This window comes from Amycolatopsis alba DSM 44262, from assembly GCF_000384215.1.
In the GTDB taxonomy this organism is placed as follows: Bacteria; Actinomycetota; Actinomycetes; order Mycobacteriales; family Pseudonocardiaceae; genus Amycolatopsis; species Amycolatopsis alba.
The window spans coordinates 3,887,915-3,909,812 of the sequence record NZ_KB913032.1; the positions used below are offsets into that span (position 1 = coordinate 3,887,915).

A 21,898-nucleotide genomic window follows, 5' to 3' on the forward strand; every position below is an offset into this window, starting at 1 on the left:
CGATGGCGTTTTCGGTTTCTTTGATCTGTCATCCTCCCTGTCGAATGGCAAGGAGGCAGGAGGGTGACTGGCGGGAATTCGACTATGAACACTTGGTCATGGAAGCCTGTGAAATTCTGGAAGACGCCGGTTGCGTATTCCAGATGACAGGTTTCGGCAAGCCTGTCTGGGCGCTGGATGTTGCATACGATTTATCGGTTTTTATGGAGCAGTTCCCGGCTCTGATCGATGGTGTACGCGAGGCTCGACAGGTTGAGGTTGATCTCTATTCTCAGGGGGTCGAATGTGCGCTGAAATTTAACCCACGTGGTGAGCAGGTGGTGATCGAATGTCTTTCGAGAACTGATTGGGTCCCACTGCTTGAATTTGAGACGGTTTCCCGTGCTGAATTAGATTCAATGCTTTCTGGAATGGCGAAAACCTTTGCCGAGGCGCTCGAGGCTGCCGGTTCTTCAATTTCAAGAGTTGAGCCTTTTGTGCACTGGTTGCATGCGTGAAGGTTGGCGGCTTTGGTGCTTCGAAGCCGGTCGCATCGACGGCGCCGGACGGCTACGAGAGCTGAACCGCAACACTTCTTGAGTAGCGATACTCAAGACACCGCGGGGTGTTCGGCGCGACCTTGGTACACATGACGAAAACCTCCGCAGCGCCTCCCACCACCGTCGCGTTCTTCGTCCAGGCCGCCCTCTCGTTCGGCCTCGCGCTGATCGTGGTCGTCGTCGGCATCTGGTACCTGCCGGTCGACGGCTGGGTCCGCGGCTTCCTCGCCCTCGGCATGCTCTTCCTGACGACGTCGGCGTTCACGCTCGCCAAGTGCATCCGCGACCGCCAGGACGAGAACACCGTCGTCAGCAGAGTCGACCAGGCACGGGTCGACAAGCTCCTGTCCGAGCACGACCCGTTCAAAGCCCCCGCGCTCTAGCTCTTCCCCGCATCTTTGATCGTGGTGATGCGGTGGTAGACGCCGTCGCGATAGGCGAGGACGACCGGGTCCTTGACCGCGGGGGCCGCGACGGCCTCCCAGCCGAAGCGGCCGGTGCCGTTCATGAGCTGTGAGATGTCGTCGCGGGAAGCCCGACCGTGCCTCCGCCGACGACCTTGCCCGCGTCGTCCGCTATGAGGACGCATTGGCTCACGGTGCCGCTGTCGACCCGGCATCGCGACCCGTACAAAGCGCCCGCGCTCTAGCCGGTCAAGCGGCGCGGCTACATTCTCGACCATGGTCTTGACCAGGGGGATTCGCCGCGTCCAGGTGAACACATGGGTACTGCTCGGCGTGGCGATCGTGTGGCTCGTCGTCAACGTCCGGTGGCTGATCAGCTACCGCCAGGGCCAGGTGCTGGAGATCGACGAAGCCGGCTACATCGGCATGGCGCTCAACGATCACTACGCGGCCGTGCGCGACGGCGTGCTCGGCTGGATCCAGGCCGTCGAGGCGCCGGGAATCCAGGCTCCGGTCACCCCCGCGCTGACCTCGCTGCAGTACTTCGTGACTGGGACGAGCGTCGTCGCCTCCTTCGGCGTACCGCTGCTGGCCGGTCTGTCGATCATCCTGCTGACGCACGCGGTGGCGAACCGGGTCGCGGGCAGGCCGTTCGCGTGGCTCGCCACGGCGCTGGTCGCCACGATGCCCGGCGTGATCGTCGAGGCCAGGGCCTATCACTTCGGAGCGCCCGCGGCCGCCGTGACGTTGGCGGCCGTCTACTTCCTCATCCGTTCCGAGGGGCTGACGAAGATCAAGCCGACGATCGCCTTCGGTGTCTTCGTCGGGCTGATGCCACTCACCAGGACGATGATCATCGCGTTCGTGCCCGCGTTGGTGCTCGCCGCGTTCGTCCAGGCCGTACTGGCTCCGGACCGCAAGATGCGGCTGATCCGGTTCGGGGTCGCCGCGGTGGCGGCCGTCGGCGTGGCCGCGATCTGGCTGATCCCCAACGGCGCGCAGGTCTACCGCTACCTGACCGGCTTCGGCTACGGGCCCCAGTCCGCCGAGTACGGGACCGAGGCGGGGATCTTCAACCCCGCGGCCTGGGCGTACCGGCTGCACCTGCTGACTCTCGAGCAGTACCTGCCGCATGTCCTCTTCATCTGTGTCGGCCTCGTCGTGGCCGTCTTCGTCGCGATCCGCATGCTGAGGGGCGGGCAGGTGAAGGAGACGGCGAAGGCGATGGTCGCTTCGCCGTTGTTCCCGCCGGCGGTACTCGTAGTCGAAGGAGTGACGGCCTTCGTAACGTCCAAGACCACTGGGAACGGGTTCACACTGCCGCTCGTCCCGTCGATGACGCTGGTCGCGTTGTGGGGGCTGTACCGCGTGCATGTCCGGCTTCGGAAGGCGCTGCCGGTCGTGGTCGCGGTGGTCAGCGTGGTGGCGCTGGTTCCTCAGCTGGACCTGGGGGCGCCGACGGCGCGGCTGTGGGAGGCGGAGCTACCGCTGGTCGGGCGGGTGACGATCACCGACGGCCGGGGTGTTCCGCAGAAGTTCGCGGGGCTCGGGGTCGAGTCCGTCGAACCGCAGCCGGTGAGCGAGGAGGACGCGAAGCAGTGGGTCGTCGTCGCGGATTGGGCGGCGCAGCAGATCGTCGACCGGCACGCGATCCGCGGGGTGACGGCGTTCGGTTTCCGTGACCGGATCTTCAACACGAACACGGTCCAGCTGGCCGTGCTCCGAAAGCTGGGTTACGGCGTGGCCGTGCCGCAGATCCGGCCGGTCGAGGCTGGGAACTCGCAGCCGGATTACGAGCGCTGGCTGACGCGGTATCAGGACAGCATTTCCGGTGACGCGAGCACTGCCTGCCTGTTGTTCACCGCGACCGGGTTGAACAACGAGTTCCTGCCGAAGGTGGATCCGCCCGCCATGGCCGCGGCGGCGGCTGCCACGGGGTTCACCCCGGTCGCGACGCAGCCCCTACCGAACGGTCGGCTGGTGACCTTGTGGCATAGGCCGCAGCCTGCCTGCGTGCCGTCCTGAGCGGAAGGGCGCACCGGTCCGCACCGGTGCGCCCTGCACCCCACATATGCACAAATCCGAATTACTACGGTCGTGTGACTCCGCTCACCGAACCTGTAGCACGTAGTAACCATCAAGATCAGAGGCCAAAGGACCAAAAAGCAAAAACCCCACGCACCCAATACCCACCCGAAAAGGTGAGATACAAGCGACGTAGGGTTCCAGCGGGCTCGGCCCCCTGAGAAGTATGGCGAGCATGCCCCGGTCCAGGTGTTCCCTGGACACGACACGCCCACATGCGAGCGGATGACGGGATTCGAACCCGCGACCCTCACCTTGGCAAGGTGATGCGCTACCAGCTGCGCTACATCCGCATGTGTTGCTCTGCTCCGGCACTCGTTTGAAGCAGTGGACAAACCATACACCGACCGTCTGTAGTGGTTTTGACCCACCCCTACAGGTGCTTCGGTGTCACACCTGGCGTACAAGGGGTGACGACGGCTGCATACCTCCGTATGGTGTCCCCATTCGACCGAATGGTGAGTCCTTCGGGGAGGAGGTGCCTGGCCGGATGACCGAGCAGGGCACGGTGCCGCTTCAGGCGGCCTCGGAATCCGACGAGCAGGCATTGCTCCAGCGGCTCCGTGATGGGGAGGACGCCGCCTTCGGGGAGCTTTTCGAACTTCACGCCGCGGCGGTGCGACGGCTGGCGCGCAGTCTGGCTTCCGATCGGTCGGAGGCCGAGGACATCACGGCCGAGACCTTCTTCCGGGTGCTTCAGGCGTTGCGCCGGGGTGCCGGGCCGCGGGATTACGTGCGGGCGTATCTGCTGACGGTGGCTCGCCGGGTGTCGTGGGAGTGGCATGGCGCGCGCCGTGACGTGCCGGTGAGCGACGACGAGCTGACGTTCCGGGCCGGGGCGGGCGCGGACACGCATGCCCGGACGGCCGAGCATTCGCTGATCACGACCGCGTTCACGAGTTTGCCGGAGCGTTGGCGTTCGGTGTTGTGGCAGACGGAGGTCGAGGGTGAGCAGCCGTCGATGGTCGCGCCGCATTTCGGGTTGAGCGCGAACGCGACCGCGGCGTTGGCGCGCCGGGCGCGGCAAGGACTGCGGGCGGCGTATCTGCAGGCGCATCTGTCGGTGAACCGCGGGCCGGATTCGTGCCGGGCGGTGGTGGAGAAGCTGGGCGGGTTCACCGCGGGCAGTGTCACCGGGGCCGAGGCGCGCCGGATCAAGTCCCACCTGATCGGGTGCCAGTCCTGCCGGGCGACGCACGACGAGCTGCGTGACGTCTGTTCCTCGCTGCGAGCGCACGCCGGTGTGGTGGCTTTGCTGGTGCCGGCGGCCGCCGGGGCGCACGCGAGCGGGGCGTTGTCCGGGTTCGCCACGTCGGTCAAGGGACTTCTGCTCGGGTCGAAGGTGAAGGTCGGTTTGGCGGTGGCCTCGACGGCGGCCGCGGGCGCGGTCGGGATCGTCGCCGGTCCGGCCGTGTTCGGTACCGATGTCACGCACACCGTCGGCTTGTCCGGTGGCGGGTTGCCGGAGCTGGCGCTGCTGCCGGCGCAGGTCGCTCCGCCCGTCGGTGACCAGCCGGTGGAGATCCCGCCGCAGCGGATCGCCGAGGACCGGCTGCACGGCAAGGGGTCCCAGCCGTCCGAGACCGGGCGGGGGCCGAGTGCCGAGCTCGGGGTGGCGGCTGTGCCGAGCCTGCCGGGCGTGAGCACGTCGCGGAAGGAGCTGGGCCGCGTTGACGTCGTGCAGCCGCCGTCCGAGGGGAAGCCGCTGCAGGAGACCTCGCCGCGGAACGAGGTCCCGCCGGGAACCGGTACGAACCAGACCACCTCGAAGCGGGACGACATCCCGCCGGGGGAATCGCTCAATCCCACCGACGAGTCGCTGAGCCCGACCACGACGACGTCACGGGACGCGACGAAGCCTTCGGAGTCGAACACGCCTGAGTCGACGACTGACCCGGAAGGGTCTTCTTCGCCGGTGACAGGCACTCCCGAAAGCACGTCCGGGACACCGTCCGGTAACCCGTCGGAGCACGAGCCGAGCCCGGTGAAACCGACTTCTCACTATCCGGAACCAGGTGTCGACTACCCGACGTGCCCATAACGCCCGAGCGGGCATATCGCCCACGAACTCTCGCGAATCCGGCCGCCATCACGGTACGGTGGAACTCGCTCACGACGAGCGAGCGGCCGCGCGGGAGGCGACTGAATGAACCGGCTGGTGCACGGCGAGGACGGCCGTGACTGGGTGGTCCGAGCCCAGATGGAATGGCGTGCTCCCGCGACAGCGGACGATTTCGAGCACGATGTGGCGGGCAGCTATGGTCCGGGTATCGCGATGATCGCCGTGACGTCGTTGCTCGCGATCGTGCTCATCATGTGGACACCCGCCGACGTGATGATCCCGTCCTGGGTTCCGCTGGCGCTTTTGCTGATCGCGTTGTTCTTCCCGCTGCGGTGGATTCTGCGCCGTCCGTGGACCGTGGTCGCCGAGACCGAGGGCGATCTGGCGGGCGACAGGCCGTCCGAGCGCTGGGTGGGCACCATCCGCGGCATGTTCACCGTGCGCGGCGAGGTCTCGAAGATCACCAAGACCATCCAGAAGCACTCACTGCCGGATTTCGACGGCCCGCTGCACCCGGTGGAGTAGTCGCGGCGGCCTGAACGCGCGAGACTGGGGCCATGCCCGAGTTACCCGAGGTCGAAGCGCTCGCTCACCACCTGCGTGAACACGCGGTGGGCAAGACGGTCTTCCGTGTCGACGTGTCGTCCCTCAGTGTGCTGAAGACGGCGACACCGCCGTGGACCGAACTGCACGGTCGCGAGGTCACCGGGGTCGGCCGCTTCGGCAAGCATCTGGACCTCGTCGCCGGGGACCTCCATCTGGTCGTCCACCTGGCGAGGGCGGGCTGGCTGCGCTGGTCCGACGCGTTGTCGCCGACGCCGCTCAAACCCGGCAAGGGGCCGATCTCGCTGCGCGTCCACCTCGACGCGGCCGCCGGGCCGGGCTTCGACCTCACCGAAGCCGGTACGAAGAAGGGGCTGGCGGTCTGGATCGTGCGTGATCCGGAGAAGGAGGTCGCCAGTATCGCGCGGCTCGGGCCGGACGCGCTTTCGCTGGACCGGACGGGGCTCGAGAAGCTGTTCGCCGGGCGCACCGAGCGGTTGAAGACGGCGCTGACCGATCAGTCGCTGCTCGCCGGGATCGGCAACGCCTACTCCGACGAGATCATGCACATGGCGAAGCTTTCTCCTTACGCCACAACCGGAAAGTTGTCCGAAGGCGCGCTCGACGGGCTCTCGGAGGCCATCCGCGAGGTGCTGACCAGTGCGGTGACGCGTTCGGTCGGCCAGTCCGCGGCCCGGCTCAAGGGGGAGAAGCGGTCCGGGCTGCGGGTGCACGCGCGGACCGGGCTGCCGTGCCCGGTCTGCGGCGACACGATCCGTGAGATCTCGTTCGCGGACAAGTCCTTCCAGTACTGCCCGACCTGTCAGACCGGTGGGAAACCCCTGGCCGACCGGCGGATGTCGCGCCTGCTCAAGTGATCAACAGAGGGCGGCGGCGACCGCCGGAAGCGGGCTGCTCGGCAGCGGGGCCTCGTGCGCCACGTCCTTCGCCAGGTCGTACACGTTGAGCGCCAGCACGATCTGTTTCGAGCCGTCCTCGGTGCTCATCGAGACGCTGTAGAACCCCGGCCCGGCCCCGGTGTTCCCCCAAACCGTCTTCGATCCGCCAGGACAGGGCAGGTTGAGCGTCTCGACGCCGGCGCCGTACGCGCCGAACTCGCCGTACGGCACCAGCCGTTCGAGTTCGGCCTGTTGCGCGGGCGCCAGCAGCCGTCCTGCCAGCAGCGCGCGATGGAACGTCGCGAGATCGTCGACGGTCGAGACCATCGCGCCCGCGGTCCAGTCATACGACGGGCTGAACACGGTCATGTCCTGCCCGCCCAGGTCGTAACCGTGCAGATGCGGGCCGGGCAGGAACGGCGACCGGAGCGGGAAGTCCGTCCGGCGGAGGCCGAGCGGATCGAGGACCCGCCGCTGGATCTCCTCGCGGACGTCGTCGCGGGTGACCTTCTCGATCACCTTGCCCAGCAGCAGATATCCGGTGTTCGAGTACTTCACGGCAGCGCCCGGCGCGAACGAGGGCGGGTCGGCCAGCGACCGCCGGATCACCTCCGACGGCGTGATGACGTGCGCCCGGTTCCCCTTGACCAGGTACGGGTCGAAGAAGTGCGGATCCAGCGGATCGTGCACGCCGCTCGTGTGGTTCAGCAGCATGCGCAGAGTGATCTTTTCCGGCGCGTAGCCCGATCCGCGCACGACGCCGGGCAGCCGCCGCTCCACCGGATCGTCGAGCGAGAGCGCGCCTTCGCCCGCCAGTTGCAGGACGACCGTGGCGACGAACGCCTTGGTGTTGCTGGCGATCCGGAACCGGTGGTGCGGCCCCGCGGCTTCGCGCGTGGCCGGGTTCGCGTACCCGGCGCCGAAGCGCGAGACCGCCCCACCGTTTCGGACCAAGGCGACCGCTCCCGGAAAACCCCCTTCGGCGACCAGGTTCCCGACCGCCGCGCGCACCGGATCCCCGGCCGCGGCCGCCGTCCCCGCCGACGCGCCCGCCAGCAGGACCCCCGCCAGCGCCCCCGCCACGAGTTTCCCCGATCCGCGCATTGTGTTCCTCTCCCGGAAGCGATTGCCTGCGGACAGTCTTTCCCGTGCCACGGGGAGTGACCATGGGGAGAACACCCCGGTCTTGGGTAGGGTCGGCCCCACCCTCGGTTGTCACAACTCAACGGAAAGTGGGGAGCAGACCTTGCACCCGGTTGGTCGAGCGCAGAGCATGGACGCCGTGTCCGGGCTCGAGATCGCGCAGATCATCCCTTGGGGTGTGGCGTTGCTGCTCGCGATCCTCGTCGTCGTCCTGCTGATCAAGCTGAGGCGGCCCGCGAGCATCGTGGAGAACGCGGTGCTGCAGGCCGTCCACCGCATGTCGAAGGCGACACCGGACCTCCGCGAGGGGCTGGACGAGCAGGTCGCCGACAAGATCACCAGCCAGCTGCTGGAGATGCTCGACTGTGTCGCCGTCGGCATCACCGACAGCGAAGGCACGCTGCTGTCCTGGGACGGCGAGGCCAACGACCACTACGTCGACCTCGTCGACGCCATCGGCAACGCGATCCGCAAGCATCGCCGCGAGGTCGTCGCGCACGACAAGATGCCGTGCAACCACCGCGGCACCTGCCGGATGCGGACAGCGGTGATCGTGCCGCTGATCGTCGAGGGCGAGACGGAGGCGGCGCTGCTGGTCGTCGGGCGCACGCGCGGGCGGCTGGTGCAGATGGCCGACGCGGTCGCGCAGTTCGTCTGCACCCAGTTCGAGCTCGCGCGCCTGGACGAATCGAAGAACCAGCTCCAGCAGGCGGAGATCAAGGCGCTGCGCGCGCAGATCTCGCCGCACTTCGTCTACAACGCGCTCAACACCATCTCGTCGCTGATCCGGACGGATCCGGAGGAAGCGCGAGAGCTGCTTCAGGACTTCGCGGACTTCACGCGCTACTCGTTCCGGACGTCGGGCATGTTCACCTCGCTCGCCGAAGAACTGCGCAACATCGACCGGTACCTGACCATCGAGAACGCCCGCTTCGGCGGACGGCTCGAAGTACGGATGAAGATCGCGCCCGAGGTGCTTTCGGTGGTCGTCCCGTTCCTGATCATCCAGCCGCTGGTGGAGAACGCGGTCAAACACGGCCTCGCGTCGAAGCCGTCGGGCGGCTGCGTCACGGTGATCGCCGAGGACTACGGCGCCGAGGCGCTGATCAGCGTCGAGGACGACGGCATCGGCATGGAGCCCGCCAAGCTCGCGGACCTCCGCAGCCAGCACCGTACGGGCGCGCACGTCGGCCTCGGCAACATCAACCAGCGGATGCAGCAGGTGTTCGGCCGCGACTACGCGCTCATGGTCGAGACAGCGCCCGGCGCCGGCATGAAGGTGACCCTGCGGGTGCCGAAGTTCATGCCCGGCGTCCGGCCGAACCTGCCGGACTTCTCCGCCGACAGCGCCGCCGTCCCACCCCAGGGTGGTCCGAGCGAGTCCAGCGGGGTGAGCGGTTCGCGCAGCGGCGTGCTGCCGTCCTGAACGTCGGTAACCTGGGGGTATGAGCGTTGCGGACAAGCTGACCTCCCGTCTCCCGATGATCGGCGACCGGGGTGAGCGCAAGGACGTCGTCGCCGTGGTCAAGCTGCACGGGGTGATCACGCCGACCCCGTCGCCGTTGGCAAGAGGGTCGATCAACCTCGCCGCCGTCGAATCGGCGCTGACCCGCGCGTTCGCGCACGAGCGGCTGAAGGCCGTCGCGCTGCAGATCAACTCGCCGGGCGGGGCGCCGACGCAGTCGGGCCTGGTCGCCGAGCGGATCCGCCAGCTCGCCGACGAGAAGGACGTGCCGGTCCTGGCCTTCGCCGAGGACGTCGCCGCGTCCGGCGGCTACTGGCTGGCCTGCGCCGCCGACGAGATCTACGCGCACCGGACGTCCATGGTCGGTTCCATCGGCGTGATCAGCGGCGGGTTCGGGTTCACCGGCCTGCTGGAGCGGTTCGGCATCGAGCGGCGGCTGCACACCGCGGGGACGAACAAGTCCCGGCTCGACCCGTTCAGCCCGGAGAAGCCGGAAGACGTCGAGTGGCTGAAGAAGATGCACGGCCAGCTCCACGAGCTGTTCGTCGACTGGGTCACCGAACGCCGGGGAGACCGGCTTTCCGGCTCCGACGACCTGTTCAACGGCGACGTCTGGCTGGGCGCCCGCGCGGTCGAGCTCGGCCTGATCGACGGGGTCGGCAGCCTGCGCCAGGTGGTCACCGAGCGGTACCCGGACGCCGAGATCGCGATCGCCGAACCGAAGAAGCCGCTGCTGGCGAGGCTCGGCATCGGTGCTCCGGCCGCGGCGAGCGCGCTGCTCGACGCCGTCCAGCACAAGGCCGCCTGGAGCCGCTTCGGCCTCTGAACTGCCGAGATGAACGGCCCGGTCCTCGCGGATCGGGCCGTTCTTTGCGCCGGGGCCAAGAATGGTTCACCCGAACGGTGGTAGGCGTAAGTGGTTCAGACCAGGTCTCATATCGGACATACCGCTTTGTTGTGAACGGCAACAAACCTCGACAACGTTGACGAGGAGGCCCGATGTCCGTTACTTCTCCCCGCCGGAGCCGGAGTCGCTGGAAGATCGCGCTCGGCTCGGCGCTCGGCGCGGCTTTGCTGGTGGTCCCCCTGGCCTTCCCGGCGTCCGCCGCCGTCCCGCCCCCGCCGTCCGGCTGGACCACCGTGTTCACCGACGACTTCACCGGCGCCGCGGGCTCGCTCCCGTCGAACGAGAACTGGATCGTCGACACCGGCCACGCGTACCCCGGCGGCCCCGGCAACTGGGGCACCGGCGAGATCCAGAACTACACGGCGGACCCAGCCAACCTCGCCCAGGACGGTTCCGGGAATCTGCGGATCACACCGCTGCGTGACGGCGCGGGCAACTGGACCTCGGCGCGGATCGAGACGCAGCGTGCGAATTTCAAACCGCCACAGGGTGGCGCGCTGCGGATCGAAGGCCGCATTCAGATGCCGAACGTCACCGGCGCCGCGGCGCTCGGCTACTGGCCCGCGTTCTGGGCGCTGGGCTCGCCGTATCGCGGCAACTACTGGAACTGGCCCGCCGTCGGCGAATTCGACATCATGGAGAACGTCAACGGGATCAACTCGGTCTGGGGCGTGCTGCACTGCGGCGTCAACCCCGGCGGCCCGTGCGGCGAGACCACCGGTCTCGTCGGCAGCCGGACCTGCCCCGGTGCGAGCTGCCAGAGCGCGTTCCACACCTACACCTTCGAATGGGACACGAGCGTCAGCCCCACCGTGTTCCGCTGGCTGGTGGACGGTCAGCAGTTCCATTCGGTCGCCCAGAACCAGGTCGACGCCACCACGTGGGCGAACATGACGAACCACGCCGGCTACTTCGTGCTGCTGAACCTCGCGATCGGTGGGGCATTCCCGAACAACAACTCCGGCACCACGACTCCGGGGCCGGGGATCGTGCCGGGGCACCCGATGCTCGTCGACTACGTCACCGTCCTGACGCGCGGCGCCTGAGCATCGACCTCCAGACGTGGCACGGCTGGGCGGTTCGTGTCACCGGAAAAGATGACGGCACCGGCCACCCCTGGCGCGGGGGTGCCGGTGCCGTCCTTTCGTTCGACTTTCGTGAACCGGGCTGGACAAGGAACCCGGCAATCGGCAGGATGCGTCTCACTGTGAGTGCTCACGATGACACCCGGAAGCTCATTGTCCTGGCGGTGGACGATGAGCCCAAAGGGCTAGACGAACTCGTCCACTGTCTCCGGAACAGCCCGCACGTCGCCTTGGTCTATCCGGCGATCGACGCTTCGGAGGCCCTGCGCCTGTTGTCCGCGGACGATCCGAGGCTGGCCGACCGCAAGACGCGGGGCCTGCCGATCGTGGACGCGGTGTTCGCCGACATCGACATGCCCGGCCTGTCCGGGATGGAGATGTCGCGCGTGTTCGCCGCGCTGCGCCCGTCACCGGCGCTGGTGTTCGTGACCGGCCACGCGGAAGAGGCGGTCAACGCCTTCGACCTCGGCGCGCTCGACTACGTGCTCAAGCCGTACCAGCAGGATCGGCTCGACCGCGCGATCACCCGCGTGATCGACAAACTCGCCGCCAACGCCGCGCCGCAGTACGGCCCGGAAGGCGGCCCAGGGCAGATCAAGAACGACGACGAGGTCATCCCCGTCGAGCTCGCCGGCACCACGAAGCTGATCCCGCGCTCTTCGGTCCGCTGGGTCGAGGCGCAGGGTGACTACGCCCGGTTGTTCACCAACGACGGCAGCCACCTGGTCCGGATTCCGCTCGCACAGCTCGAAGAACGCTGGGAGAAGGCGGGTTTCGTCCGGATCCACCGGTCGTTCCTGGTCTCGCTGCCGCTGATCACCGAGCTGCGCATGGGTCAGGGCGGCTACCAGGTCGTGATCGGCAACGAGGAGAAGGTGCTGCCGGTGAGCCGCCGCCACACGCGCGCGCTCAAGGACCGGCTCGTCGGCGCCAACCGGTCGACGTAGCGGGACATGACCGACGACTTCTACCGCCGGGTCAACGGAGTTCGCGAACCGGATCCGACGCTCGGCAAGGGCAGGAACAAGAAGCCGGCGCCGCCCGAAGGCGCGGCCGTCGAGCCGGTGCCGGGTGCGCCCGCCGGTCCGAAGCACGAGCAGGCCAAACCCGAGCACCACGCGAAGCCCAAGCGGCAGCGGGTGATCCTCGCCGATCCGAGACAGGCCACGAGCACCCTGCGGGCCCGTGTCGAACTCGAAGAACAGACCAGCTGGGGAAAACTCCTGGTCCGGGACCTGGTGAAGATCCAGCTGCGGACGGCCTCCCTGCTGGCGCTGCTGGTGATGGTCACTCTGTGTTCGCTGCCGGTGCTCTTCTACCTGATCCCGTCATTCGGACGGGTGATGGTCGTGGGCATTCCGCTGCCGTGGTTGATCCTCGGCGTGGCACCTTTTCCCTTCCTGTTCGGCATCGGGCTCTGGTACAACCGGCTCGCCGAACGTCATGAACGCGACTTCGTCGACATGATCGAGAACTGATTGCGGAGCTGCACATGCGAGGATCCACACCGTGCAGCTGAATCCGTGGGCCATGGCCGGCATAGTGCTGGTCGCGGTCCTGACCTTTTACCTGGGGCATCGCTCCTCGAGGTCGGCGGTCAGCACGCACGACTTCCTCGTCGCCCGGCGCACCGTGCGTTCCCGGCGCAACGCGGCCGCGATCTCCGGTGAGTACCTGTCCGCCGCGTCGTTCATGGGCGTCGCCGGCATCGTGCTCAAGGACGGCGCCGACGCGCTGTGGTTCCCGATCGGCTTCACCGCGGGCTATCTCGCGCTGATGCTGTTCGTCGCCGCGCCACTGCGGCGGTCCGGCGCGTACACGCTGCCGGACTTCGTCGAGATGCGGCTGGGTTCGACGATGCTGCGCCGGGTTTCGACGGCGTTCGTGGTGTTCATCGGGATCCTCTACATGGTCCCGCAGCTGCAGGGCGCCGGGCTGACACTGGCGACCATCCTGCCCGTGCCCGCCTGGGCAGGCGCGATCCTGGTGACCTGCGTGGTCGGGTTCAACGTGATCGCGGGCGGCATGCGCGCCATCACCGTCGTCCAGGCCTTCCAGTACTGGCTGAAACTGTTCGCCATCGCGGTGCCGACGTTCATCCTGTGCATCGTGTTCCTCGGTGCGGGCCCGCCGGGCGGTGCGCGCCCGCTGGGACAGCCCGCCCCGCCGTTGTTCCCCGAGAACACCACGGTCTCGGTGCAGGCCGACGTCACGCTGAAGGTCACCTCGGTGACCGTGCTCGAGGCGTACGGCCAGGTGGAAGGCGCGCGCGCCAACGGTTTCGCGGTGTGGACGCCGGAGGCCGGGCACAAGGTCGCCAAGGGCACGACGCTGAAGTTCACCGCGGGTACCCCGGTCCCGGTGGTCAGCGACGCGCCCACCTCCAACGGCGACTGGCTGCGGCCGGGTTCGGGCAGTCTCACCGATCTGCTGCAGGTCTATTCGCTGATCCTCGCGACCTTCCTCGGCACGATGGGGCTGCCGCACGTCCTGGTCCGCTTCTACACCAACCCCGACGGCAAGGCCGCCCGCCGCACCACGGTGCACGTCCTCCTGCTGCTCGGGCTGTTCTACCTGTTCCCGACCCTGCTGGGCGCGCTGTCCCGGATGTACGTCCCGGAACTGCTGGTGACCGGGAAGACCGACGCCGCCGTCCTGTTGCTGCCGTCCGCGGTCCTGCCGGGGCTCTGGGGGCAGATCCTGGGCGCGGTGACCGCGGCGGGTGCCTTCGCGGCGTTTCTGTCGAGTTCGTCCGGGCTGCTGGTGAGCGTGGCCGGGGTGGTCTCGACCGACGTCCTGCCCGGCCGGGTCCGCGATTTCCGGGTGGCGACGGGGATCGTGGCGCTGATCCCGTTCGGGCTGGCGGTCCTGCTGCCGTCGGAGGACCTCTCGCTTTCGGTCGGGATGTCGTTCGCGCTGGCCGCGTCGACGTTCAGCCCGCTGTTGCTGCTCGGGGTCTGGTGGCGCAAGCTCAGCTGGCCGGGTGCGCTGGCAGGGATGCTCGTCGGCGGTGGCCTGGTGCTGACCGCGCTGGTGGTCAACATCGTCAGCAAGTACACCGGCGGCTGGGCGCCGTGGTTCTCGAACCAGCCCGCGCTGATCACCGTGCCGTCGGCGTTCCTGACCACCTATGTGGTGAGCCGGGCGACCGGGTACGGACGGCCGGACGACGTCCACGGTGTGATGCTGCGGCTGCACGCGCCCGACCCGCTCGGGTTCATGCGTGATCGCGCGGTCGCCCGGTTCGGGCAGGCCGAAGAGAAGACCCGCGCTACCGGTAAGGGCCGTCACCGCAAGTAAAGTCACTCTTTCGAGTTTCGACCCTCTACGCAGAGTCGTCTCGTTCACTCAAATGGATTGCCCCTTGCGCGCGCTATGAGGGGCATGATCTTCCGTGACATCGAAATCACCGGATGGTGCGGTAGATGGGAGGTCCGAAGTGAGTGATACCGGTCAAGGTCTCGGGGCGGATCCGGAATCCGACTGGGAAAAGGTCCAGGCGAGTCCGGAATTCACCGAGCTGCGGCGACGGCTCCGGGTATTCGTTTTCCCGGTCTCGGCCCTGTTCCTCCTCTGGTATCTGCTCTACGTGCTCCTCGCCGACTACGCGACCGCGTTCATGAGCACCAAGCTCTTCGGCAACATCACCGTCGGCCTGGTCTTCGGGCTGCTGCAGTTCGTGTCCACTTTCGTGATCACCGGCCTCTATGTCCGGTACGCGAACCGGAAACTCGATCCGCTCGCCGACAAGATCAGGCACGAAGTCGAGGGAGCCGAACGGTGAAAACGCTGGCAGCGGGCGTCCAGGGCAGCAATCCGGCACTCAACATCACCATTTTCGCGGTATTCGTCGCGATCACGCTGGTGATCGTTTTCCGGGCGAGCCGGAATACGAAGACCGCGTCCGACTACTACGCCGCGGGGCGCGCGTTCACCGGTCCGCAGAACGGGATCGCGATCTCGGGCGACTACCTTTCCGCGGCGTCGTTCCTGGGGATCGCCGGTGCGATCGCGATCAACGGATACGACGGTTTCCTCTATTCGATCGGGTTCCTCGTCGCGTGGCTGGTGGCGTTGCTGCTGGTCGCGGAACTGCTGCGCAACACCGGCAAGTTCACCATGGGCGACGTCCTGGCGTTCCGGATGAAGCAACGGCCGGTCCGCGCGGCGGCCGCGATCTCCACGCTCGCCGTCTCGTTCTTCTACCTGCTCGCGCAGATGGCGGGGGCGGGCGGCCTGGTGAACCTGCTGCTCGGCATCGAGGGGAACCTCGGCCAGGACCTGGTGATCGCCGTCGTCGGCGTGATCATGATCCTGTACGTGCTGATCGGCGGGATGAAGGGCACCACCTGGGTCCAGATCATCAAGGCCGTCCTGCTCATCGCGGGCGCGTTCGCGATGACGCTGTGGGTGCTCGGGAAGTACGGCTTCAACCTCTCCGACCTGTTCCAGGCCGCCGTCGACAAGGGCGGCAAGGCCGGGGAGGCGCTGCTCGGACCGGGGAAGCAGTACGGGAAGACCGGTACGACGAAGCTGGACTTCCTGTCGCTCGGCATCGCGCTGGTCCTCGGGACCGCGGGCCTGCCGCACGTGCTCATGCGCTTCTACACGGTGCCGACCGCGAAGGACGCGCGCCGTTCGGTGGTCTGGGCGATCGCGCTGATCGGCATCTTCTACCTGTTCACGCTGGTGCTCGGCTACGGTGCGGGCGCGCTCGTCGGCCCGGACGTGATCGCGAAGGCGCCGGGGACGACCAACTCGGCGGCGCCGCTGCTGGCGCTCGAACTGGGCGGCCCGGTGCTGCTCGGGTTCATCGCGGCGGTGGCGTTCGCGACGATCCTCGCGGTGGTCGCGGGACTGACGATCACGGCGTCGGCGTCGTTCGCGCACGACGTCTACGCGAACGTGATCAAGAAGGGCAAGACCGACCCCGACAGCGAGGTCCGCGTCGCGCGGATCACCGCGCTGGTGATCGGGGCGGTCGCGATCGTCGGCGGGATCCTCGCGAAGAACCAGAACGTGGCGTTCCTGGTGGCGCTCGCGTTCGCGGTGGCGGCGTCGGCGAACCTGCCGACGATCCTGTACTCGCTGTTCTGGAAACGCTTCAACACCCAGGGCGCGCTGTGGAGCATCTACGGCGGGCTGATCGTGTGCGTGATCCTGATCGTCTTCTCGCCGGCGGTCTCGGGCAAGCCTGTCGACGCGAAGACCGGCAAGAGCGCCTCGATGATCCAGGGTGTGGACTTCCACTGGTTCCCGTTGGACAACCCCGGCATCGTCTCGATCCCGATCGCTTTCTTCCTCGGCTGGCTCGGCACGGTGCTGTCCAAGGAGCACAACCAGAAGAAGTACGCGGAGATGGAGGTCCGCTCGCTCACCGGTGCCGGCGCCGAAAAGGCGACCCAGCACTGAGTTGTTCTTCACGCGCGCGTGACGTGTCGGGATGCGAGGATGGCAGCGTGGTGAGCCCTGCTGACATCCCGACCGTCGCCGTCCGTGATCTGCCCAAGGACGGTGTCGCGCTGCTCGACGTCCGCGAGGACGACGAGTGGGCCGCCGGGCACGCCCCTGGCGCCAAGCACATCCCGATGGGTGAACTGCCCGCGCGCGTCGGCGAACTCGACGAACTGCCCGACGACCAGCCGGTCTACGTGATCTGCCGCAGCGGCGGCCGGTCCGCCCGCGCCGCCGCGTGGCTCAACGCGAGCGGCTGGGACGCGGTGAACGTCGCCGGCGGGATGGGCTCCTGGAAGCAGGAGGGGCGCCCGATGGTCGGCGACCATCCCGGCGTCGAACCCGAAGTGCTGTAACCGTGCAGCCAGGCCACTACCCGCCGAGAACACCGGTGCCGCCGGTGCGTCCGGCGCCGATGCAGCAGCCGCGACCCCAGCCGATGCGGCACCATCGCGTCCGCTGGGTCGCTTCGCCGCCTCCCGGTGCCTGGCCGCAGCGGCGCAAACCCGTGGCCGAGCGCTACTCCGGTCCGCCGTCCTACCCGGTCCCGCCGCGCTGGGGCTTCCCGAACCTGGTCTGGCGCCGCCCGACCGCGGTTCCGGGGACGGCGTCCGGCGAGGTCACCGCCGGGGAGCGGCTGCGGGTCATCACGCGCAGCCTCCTGCCGGTGCTGTGGGCCTTCGCCGCACTCGCCGTCATCGCGTCGGCCGCGGAGATCTGGCGCTACATCCTGCTCGTGCAGAGCCGCGACTCGGCGTTGTCGACGTCCGTCGTCTCGGTGTCCGACAGCTTCGTGATCACCGCGGGCCTGCTCACGACGATCCTTTCGCTGCTGCCTTCCGGGCTCACCGTGTGGTGGCTGCTCGTGGCGAGGCACGCCGCCGCGGACGCCTCCGGCGAGACGCCGCCGAGGCGGCTGTGGCACGTGCTGGTGTTCACGCTGGTGCCGGTGGTGAACCTGGTCATGGCGCTGCCGATCGTCGCCGAACTCGAACACGCCGTCCTGCGCCGGACGCGGGAAACGCGGCCGAAGCCGTCGCGGCTCGTGATGGTCTGGTGGGGCGTCTGGGTGCTCAACTGGCTGCTGCTCGGACTGGTCGTCGTCTGGCGGTTCCGTGACGGCGTCCAGGCGCTGGCCGACGGCGTCGTGCTGGTCGCGCTGACCGACCTGGCCGCGGCCGGGCTGGCGGTGGTGACGGCGCTGCTCGTGAAGCGCATGTCCGGCCTGCTCGCGCCTGTGGCGGAGAAGCGCCTTCGCCTGCTTCGCGTGCTGAAGGTGGATGGTGCTCCGGACCCGGAACGCCGGGACCGTCCCGCCACTTCCGTGCGCTGACGCAACTTTTCCACCAACCGTTGAATGCGGATCCACACACTCTGCCGAAAGCGGATCGTTCGGTAACATGGCGGTATGAACAGCGACCAGCAGGAGTGTGACCTGCCCGCCGGGGAGATCGGCCGGGCCAGGTCTGCGGTGCTCGGTCTGCGTTCTTCACGTGGGGTGAAAACGAGGCTCGCCGGTCATGGAATCCGCAGGCCTGAGCCGGTCGCGGATGAGCCTTCGAAGCCGTACTCGCCGCCGTCGTTCTTGGGGATGTTCGATCTTCCCGCTGACGCGTCCGAGCGCGTGAAGGCCGTGGTGCGCGGCCAAGAAGTCGCCTGACTTCACAACGAGAACGAACGAAGTCGATGGCGCGTCCGATCGTGGTGGATGCCGACCCGCTCTATCACCCCATGGACGACGACTTCCGGCGGATGGCCGTGCTGATGCGGCAGTACTCGGACTGGCCGCTCGGCCTGGCGGACGCGGCGGTCGTGGCCACCGCGGAAAGGCTGAAAACGGTCGAGGTGGCCACGGTGGACCGCCGCCATTTCGAGCACATCAAGCCGGTGCACGTCTCCCACTTCACGCTCTACCCCGAAACGGCTCGCTGACCAGCGGAAAGAGAGCAGGGGACCTTTGCTATCGCGTGGTGACCGGTAGCGAGCGCAAGCCCCGGATCACGAACTCGGGCCGCCGCTCCGGCATCTCCGCGAGCTCCAGATCGGGCAGCTTCGTCGCCAGCGAGGTCAGCGCGGCCGCGATCTCCACCCGCGCGAGCGGGGCGCCGACGCAGTAGTGGATGCCCATCCCGAAGCCGAGGTGCGCGTTCGGGGTGCGGCCGATGTCGAGGGTGTCCGGCCGGTCGAACACCTTCGGGTCCCGTGCGGCGGCGCCGAGGAGCGCGCCGATCTTCTCGCCCTCGGCCACCCGGAATCCGGCGATCTCGACGTCGGCGGTCGCCGTCCGCTCGAAGAGCTGGAGCGGCGCGTCGAAGCGGATCAGCTCCTCGACGCACGGGTCCAGCAGATCCGGGGAGGTCACCAGCCGCTCCCACTGGTCGCGGTGGGTCAGCAGCGCGTTGACGCCGTTCCCGATGACGTTCACCGTCGCCTCGTGCCCGGCCATCAGCAGCAGGACTGCGGTCGCGACCAGTTCGTCCTCGGTGAGCTCGCTGCGCAGGAGATCGCTGACGATGTCCTCGCCGGGGGAGTTCGCGCGCTGCTTCGCGACCCCACGCAGGTAGTCGACGAACTCGGCGGCCGCGGCTTCGGCGGCGTCGCGCTTCTCCTCGGCGAGTCCGTATTCGTACATCTTGACGATGTGGTTCGAAAGGGTGACCATGCGCGGTCCGTCTTCGATCGGGACGCCCAGGAGTTCCGCGATGACGGCGACCGGCAACGGCTGCGCGAGGTGCGCCAGCAGATCGGCCGACCCGGTTTCGGCGATCTCGGTGGCGAGGCGAGCGACCATGCCGTCCGCGAGTTCGGCGACCATCGGCCGCAGCCGCTGGACGTGCCCGCGCCCGAACGCGCCCGCGATCACCCGCCGTAGCCGGGTGTGGGCGGGCGGCTCGTTCTCCAGCAGCGAGTTGCGGTGCAGCAGGTTGAACGACGCGAACCGTTCCACCGGCAGCGCGTCCTGCCAGATCCGGCCGAGTCCGCGATGCCGCAGGACGGCGCCCGACGCCGCGTGCGACACCGCCACGGCGATGCCGAGGCCGTCGTGGCGGTGGACTTCGCCGCGCTCGCGGAGTTCGGCGAAATACGGATACGGATTCGCGAGGAAGGCCGGGTCGGCGAGGTCGAACACGTCCCGACTGTAGCCGCGCCGCGCCGGGAGCCCGTCCCGGCGCGGCGCGGGGGTCACAGATGCAGCCAGAGGCCCAGGTGCAGGCCGATGCCGTGGTGATGGTGCCCGTGGTGGCCGACGCACAACAGCAAGCAGTGGCGAGCCTGGTCGGCTGAACTCGTCTGTGGCGCGGCCGAAGCCGTACCCACGGCGGGGCCGGCCAGCATCAGCCCGAGTGCCACGGGAAACGCGGCCAGCGCGGCCCGGCGTTTCGAGGTGCTCATCTGTGATCCCTTCTCCGCACTACGACGCCGGATGGCGCCGTCATCGAGTATTCGGTGCGGTGAGGGGAAAACGGCAGGCTGATCACCCGCGATTAGATCGACCGGATGATGACAACCGTTTTCAGTCACGTTTGCGTGATACCCGATCGGCCGCTGAAACCGGCCGATCCGGTAGACCCCGTGGACGGAGGGGTGTCGTCCGCGACGGTTTCGTTACCAACCCCGGTGAACCTCGGGCATCGCTTGGCGTCTCTAGTGGTGTCGGAACGCGGTAGCGCGGGACGGCAAGGGGATTCCGTGGCCGTCTGGTCCGGAATGAATTCGTCTCTTTCGGGAACTGGGGTATTTCCATGCGTATTCGTCATGCCGTTTTCGCCGGGGTCACCGCCGCCGCGCTCGCGCTGCTGCCCGCGACCGCTTTCGCCGCCGAAGCACCGGTAGAGATGCCGGAGAAGCCGAAGGGCACCAAGTTCTGGGTGTCGCCGAAGACCGTCGAGGCGGGCGGGCAGGTGACCGCGCAGGGCCGCTGCGTCACGCCGCACGACTTCTCGATCGTCGCTCCGGAGGGCGTCACGCAGCTCTCCGACAAGTCGGTCAAGCGTGACGGCGGCACCGACGTCAAGGTGACCTACCAGGTGCGGTCGAACGTCAAGTCCGGCGATCTGCTGTTCGTCCTGCTGTGCGACGCCAACGAGCGCGCGGCGACGGTGAAGGTCGTCCCGGCGGCCAAGAAGCCGGAACCGGCCAAGTCGGAGCCGGTCAAGAAGCAGGTCGCGAAGGTGCCCGCGGGAGCGCCGCAGACCGGTGGCGGGCCCGTCGACGAGCCCGCTTCGGCAGGCTGGCTGATCGCCGGGCTGGCCGGAGCGGGGGTGGCGGGCGCCGGTGGCGCGGTGCTGATGCGCCGTCGTCCGGCCTCGCGGTCCTGATCGCGCGCGGGAAGGGCGGGGGCCTTACGAGGCGCGCGCCCTTCCCGCGATAGCGTTTCGAACCGAGCTTGAGGAGGCTGACGTGGGCAAGGGTTCGCGCAAGAAGGGTCCCAAGACGACCTCGGATCGCAAGCCGAAGGTGCGCGACGTCTTCGTCGGCCAGCCCTTCGAGGGACTCGCGGCGGAGACCGAACTGATCGCGCTGCGCGAGTTCGTCCCTTCGGCGACGGCGTCGCTCACGCTGGCGGGCTCCGGCGAGAAGGTCACCCTCGGCACGGTGCTGCCGATGGCGGCGGCCGCGTTCGTCCGGTCCGACGGCGAGCGCTACATCGGGATGCAGGTGCAGACCCGGTCTTCGGACATCAGCCGTGACCTCGGCCGGGCGCTCCAGTGGGTGCTGGACGCCAAGGAGGGTGACGTCTTGTCCGTGCCGGACACCACGACGCCGCCCACCGCCGACGAGAAGGCCCGCCTGCAGGACCTGCTCGAGACGGGCGTCGAGCTCGACGCCACGCTCTACAACGACTTCGCCTGGTGGCTGCCCGAGGACGCCGACGCGAGCGGAGACGTCGCGCTGTCGCTGGAGCGCGCGAACGCGGCGATCATGCCGACCGAGCGCCTCGGCGCGGGTGCCTACTGGGTGCTCGCCGGCGAGAAGGCGCACCTGCGCTGGGTTCGCCCCGAACCGGAGAACCTGCTGCTGCAAGCGCTTGCGCGGCTGTCCGCGGCCGGTGAACTCGGCCTCGGCGAGGGCTCCCGCTACGCCGGTTCGTTCCGCGCGCACGGGCTGCTCGTCCCGGTGTGGGACCTCGACCCCGAGGCCCACGCCCGCGAGTGGGCCGACGCGAAGGACCAGCTCGGTGTCCGCCTCGACGCCGCTCTGAAGTCCCTCGACACCGAGCCGCTCAACGCCGCCGAGCGCCGCTCGCGCGACGGCCTGATCGGCCGGCAGCTCACCATCCGCTGACCACCCCGCGTTTCGTCCGCTGAACG

General features: G+C 68.2%; 24 protein-coding genes and 1 tRNA gene. 20 read left to right on the forward strand and 5 right to left on the reverse strand.

Annotated features, from left to right (window positions below):
- The first annotated feature begins 2 nt into the window (after positions 1-2).
- Both AMYAL_RS49260 and AMYAL_RS0118420 read left to right on the forward strand, forming a co-directional pair.
- On the forward strand, positions 3-497 hold the full coding sequence (locus AMYAL_RS49260; protein WP_143267914.1) for a hypothetical protein: 495 nt from the start codon (positions 3-5) through the stop codon (positions 495-497).
- 131 nt (positions 498-628) lie between these two features.
- Entirely contained in the window at positions 629-922 is a 294-nt protein-coding gene (locus AMYAL_RS0118420; protein WP_026467208.1) for a YiaA/YiaB family inner membrane protein, read from the forward strand.
- On the opposite strand, the gene AMYAL_RS50810 is transcribed toward AMYAL_RS0118420, so the two are convergent.
- Positions 919-1,047: a hypothetical protein gene (locus AMYAL_RS50810; protein WP_020632780.1), complete on the reverse strand. Its 129-nt coding sequence runs from the start codon at positions 1,045-1,047 to the stop codon at positions 919-921. The two genes, AMYAL_RS0118420 and AMYAL_RS50810, sit on opposite strands and share 4 nt — an antisense overlap.
- A gap of 172 nt (positions 1,048-1,219) precedes the next feature.
- On the opposite strand from AMYAL_RS50810, the gene AMYAL_RS0118430 reads away from it, so the two are divergent.
- Entirely contained in the window at positions 1,220-2,968 is a 1,749-nt protein-coding gene (locus AMYAL_RS0118430; RefSeq protein ID WP_245192949.1) for an ArnT family glycosyltransferase, read from the forward strand.
- A 280-nt stretch (positions 2,969-3,248) separates the two neighbouring features.
- Here the strand turns inward: AMYAL_RS0118430 and AMYAL_RS0118435 are convergent.
- Positions 3,249-3,321, reverse strand: a tRNA-Gly gene (locus tag AMYAL_RS0118435).
- A 197-nt stretch (positions 3,322-3,518) separates the two neighbouring features.
- Between AMYAL_RS0118435 and AMYAL_RS0118440 the strand changes: the two genes are divergently transcribed.
- From AMYAL_RS0118440 to AMYAL_RS0118450, 3 genes are all read left to right on the forward strand, one after another.
- Positions 3,519-5,069: a sigma-70 family RNA polymerase sigma factor gene (locus tag AMYAL_RS0118440; protein WP_020632782.1), complete on the forward strand. Its 1,551-nt coding sequence runs from the start codon at positions 3,519-3,521 to the stop codon at positions 5,067-5,069.
- Between the two features lie 105 nt (positions 5,070-5,174).
- Positions 5,175-5,615: a hypothetical protein gene (locus tag AMYAL_RS0118445; RefSeq protein ID WP_020632783.1), complete on the forward strand. Its 441-nt coding sequence runs from the start codon at positions 5,175-5,177 to the stop codon at positions 5,613-5,615.
- Positions 5,616-5,647: 32 nt separating this feature from the next.
- On the forward strand, positions 5,648-6,511 hold the full coding sequence (locus tag AMYAL_RS0118450) for an Fpg/Nei family DNA glycosylase (RefSeq protein ID WP_020632784.1): 864 nt from the start codon (positions 5,648-5,650) through the stop codon (positions 6,509-6,511).
- Here the strand turns inward: AMYAL_RS0118450 and AMYAL_RS0118455 are convergent, their stop codons facing one another.
- A complete protein-coding gene (locus tag AMYAL_RS0118455) occupies positions 6,512-7,636 on the reverse strand; it encodes a serine hydrolase domain-containing protein (protein ID WP_020632785.1) in 1,125 nt (374 codons plus the stop codon).
- 169 nt (positions 7,637-7,805) lie between these two features.
- Here AMYAL_RS0118455 and AMYAL_RS0118460 point away from each other — a divergent pair, with 169 nt between their 5' ends.
- The 12 genes from AMYAL_RS0118460 to AMYAL_RS45965 all read left to right on the forward strand — a co-directional run bounded on the left by AMYAL_RS0118460 (position 7,806) and on the right by AMYAL_RS45965 (position 18,518).
- On the forward strand, positions 7,806-9,101 hold the full coding sequence (locus tag AMYAL_RS0118460) for a histidine kinase (protein ID WP_020632786.1): 1,296 nt from the start codon (positions 7,806-7,808) through the stop codon (positions 9,099-9,101).
- A 19-nt stretch (positions 9,102-9,120) separates the two neighbouring features.
- Complete coding sequence (locus AMYAL_RS0118465; RefSeq protein ID WP_020632787.1) at positions 9,121-9,966, forward strand: S49 family peptidase; 846 nt, start codon at positions 9,121-9,123, stop codon at positions 9,964-9,966.
- A 173-nt stretch (positions 9,967-10,139) separates the two neighbouring features.
- Positions 10,140-11,093 carry a glycoside hydrolase family 16 protein gene (locus tag AMYAL_RS0118470; RefSeq protein ID WP_026467209.1) on the forward strand — a complete coding sequence of 318 codons (954 nt, stop codon included), beginning with the start codon at positions 10,140-10,142 and terminating at the stop codon, positions 11,091-11,093.
- Between the two features lie 149 nt (positions 11,094-11,242).
- Complete coding sequence (locus tag AMYAL_RS0118475; protein WP_039794048.1) at positions 11,243-12,079, forward strand: LytR/AlgR family response regulator transcription factor; 837 nt, start codon at positions 11,243-11,245, stop codon at positions 12,077-12,079.
- Positions 12,080-12,085: 6 nt separating this feature from the next.
- The gene (locus AMYAL_RS0118480) at positions 12,086-12,610 is read left to right on the forward strand and encodes a hypothetical protein (RefSeq protein ID WP_020632790.1); all 525 of its coding nucleotides are present in this window, start codon (positions 12,086-12,088) and stop codon (positions 12,608-12,610) included.
- 31 nt (positions 12,611-12,641) lie between these two features.
- Positions 12,642-14,432 (forward strand): sodium/solute symporter, encoded by a 1,791-nt coding sequence (locus tag AMYAL_RS0118485; protein WP_026467211.1) that lies wholly within the window; start codon positions 12,642-12,644, stop codon positions 14,430-14,432.
- A gap of 139 nt (positions 14,433-14,571) precedes the next feature.
- Entirely contained in the window at positions 14,572-14,916 is a 345-nt protein-coding gene (locus AMYAL_RS0118490; protein ID WP_020632792.1) for a DUF485 domain-containing protein, read from the forward strand.
- Positions 14,913-16,544, forward strand: a complete 1,632-nt coding sequence (locus tag AMYAL_RS0118495; protein WP_020632793.1) for a solute symporter family protein — start codon at positions 14,913-14,915, stop codon at positions 16,542-16,544. Before AMYAL_RS0118490 ends, AMYAL_RS0118495 begins: the two co-directional genes overlap by 4 nt.
- A gap of 47 nt (positions 16,545-16,591) precedes the next feature.
- Positions 16,592-16,942 carry a rhodanese-like domain-containing protein gene (locus tag AMYAL_RS0118500; protein WP_039794049.1) on the forward strand — a complete coding sequence of 117 codons (351 nt, stop codon included), beginning with the start codon at positions 16,592-16,594 and terminating at the stop codon, positions 16,940-16,942.
- Between the two features lie 35 nt (positions 16,943-16,977).
- Entirely contained in the window at positions 16,978-17,919 is a 942-nt protein-coding gene (locus tag AMYAL_RS0118505) for a DUF4328 domain-containing protein (protein WP_020632795.1), read from the forward strand.
- A 75-nt stretch (positions 17,920-17,994) separates the two neighbouring features.
- Complete coding sequence (locus tag AMYAL_RS0118510) at positions 17,995-18,246, forward strand: hypothetical protein (protein WP_020632796.1); 252 nt, start codon at positions 17,995-17,997, stop codon at positions 18,244-18,246.
- A 26-nt stretch (positions 18,247-18,272) separates the two neighbouring features.
- The gene (locus tag AMYAL_RS45965; RefSeq protein WP_020632797.1) at positions 18,273-18,518 is read left to right on the forward strand and encodes a PIN domain-containing protein; all 246 of its coding nucleotides are present in this window, start codon (positions 18,273-18,275) and stop codon (positions 18,516-18,518) included.
- A 28-nt stretch (positions 18,519-18,546) separates the two neighbouring features.
- On the opposite strand, the gene AMYAL_RS0118520 is transcribed toward AMYAL_RS45965, so the two are convergent.
- Complete coding sequence (locus tag AMYAL_RS0118520; RefSeq protein ID WP_020632798.1) at positions 18,547-19,716, reverse strand: cytochrome P450; 1,170 nt, start codon at positions 19,714-19,716, stop codon at positions 18,547-18,549.
- Positions 19,717-19,769: 53 nt separating this feature from the next.
- Complete coding sequence (locus AMYAL_RS0118525; protein WP_020632799.1) at positions 19,770-19,979, reverse strand: hypothetical protein; 210 nt, start codon at positions 19,977-19,979, stop codon at positions 19,770-19,772.
- Positions 19,980-20,329: 350 nt separating this feature from the next.
- Here AMYAL_RS0118525 and AMYAL_RS0118530 point away from each other — a divergent pair, with 350 nt between their 5' ends.
- Together AMYAL_RS0118530 and AMYAL_RS0118535 are read left to right on the forward strand one after the other, a co-directional pair.
- The gene (locus AMYAL_RS0118530) at positions 20,330-20,905 is read left to right on the forward strand and encodes a hypothetical protein (protein WP_020632800.1); all 576 of its coding nucleotides are present in this window, start codon (positions 20,330-20,332) and stop codon (positions 20,903-20,905) included.
- Between the two features lie 82 nt (positions 20,906-20,987).
- The gene (locus AMYAL_RS0118535) at positions 20,988-21,872 is read left to right on the forward strand and encodes a DUF5926 family protein (protein WP_020632801.1); all 885 of its coding nucleotides are present in this window, start codon (positions 20,988-20,990) and stop codon (positions 21,870-21,872) included.
- The last annotated feature ends 26 nt before the right edge of the window (positions 21,873-21,898 follow it).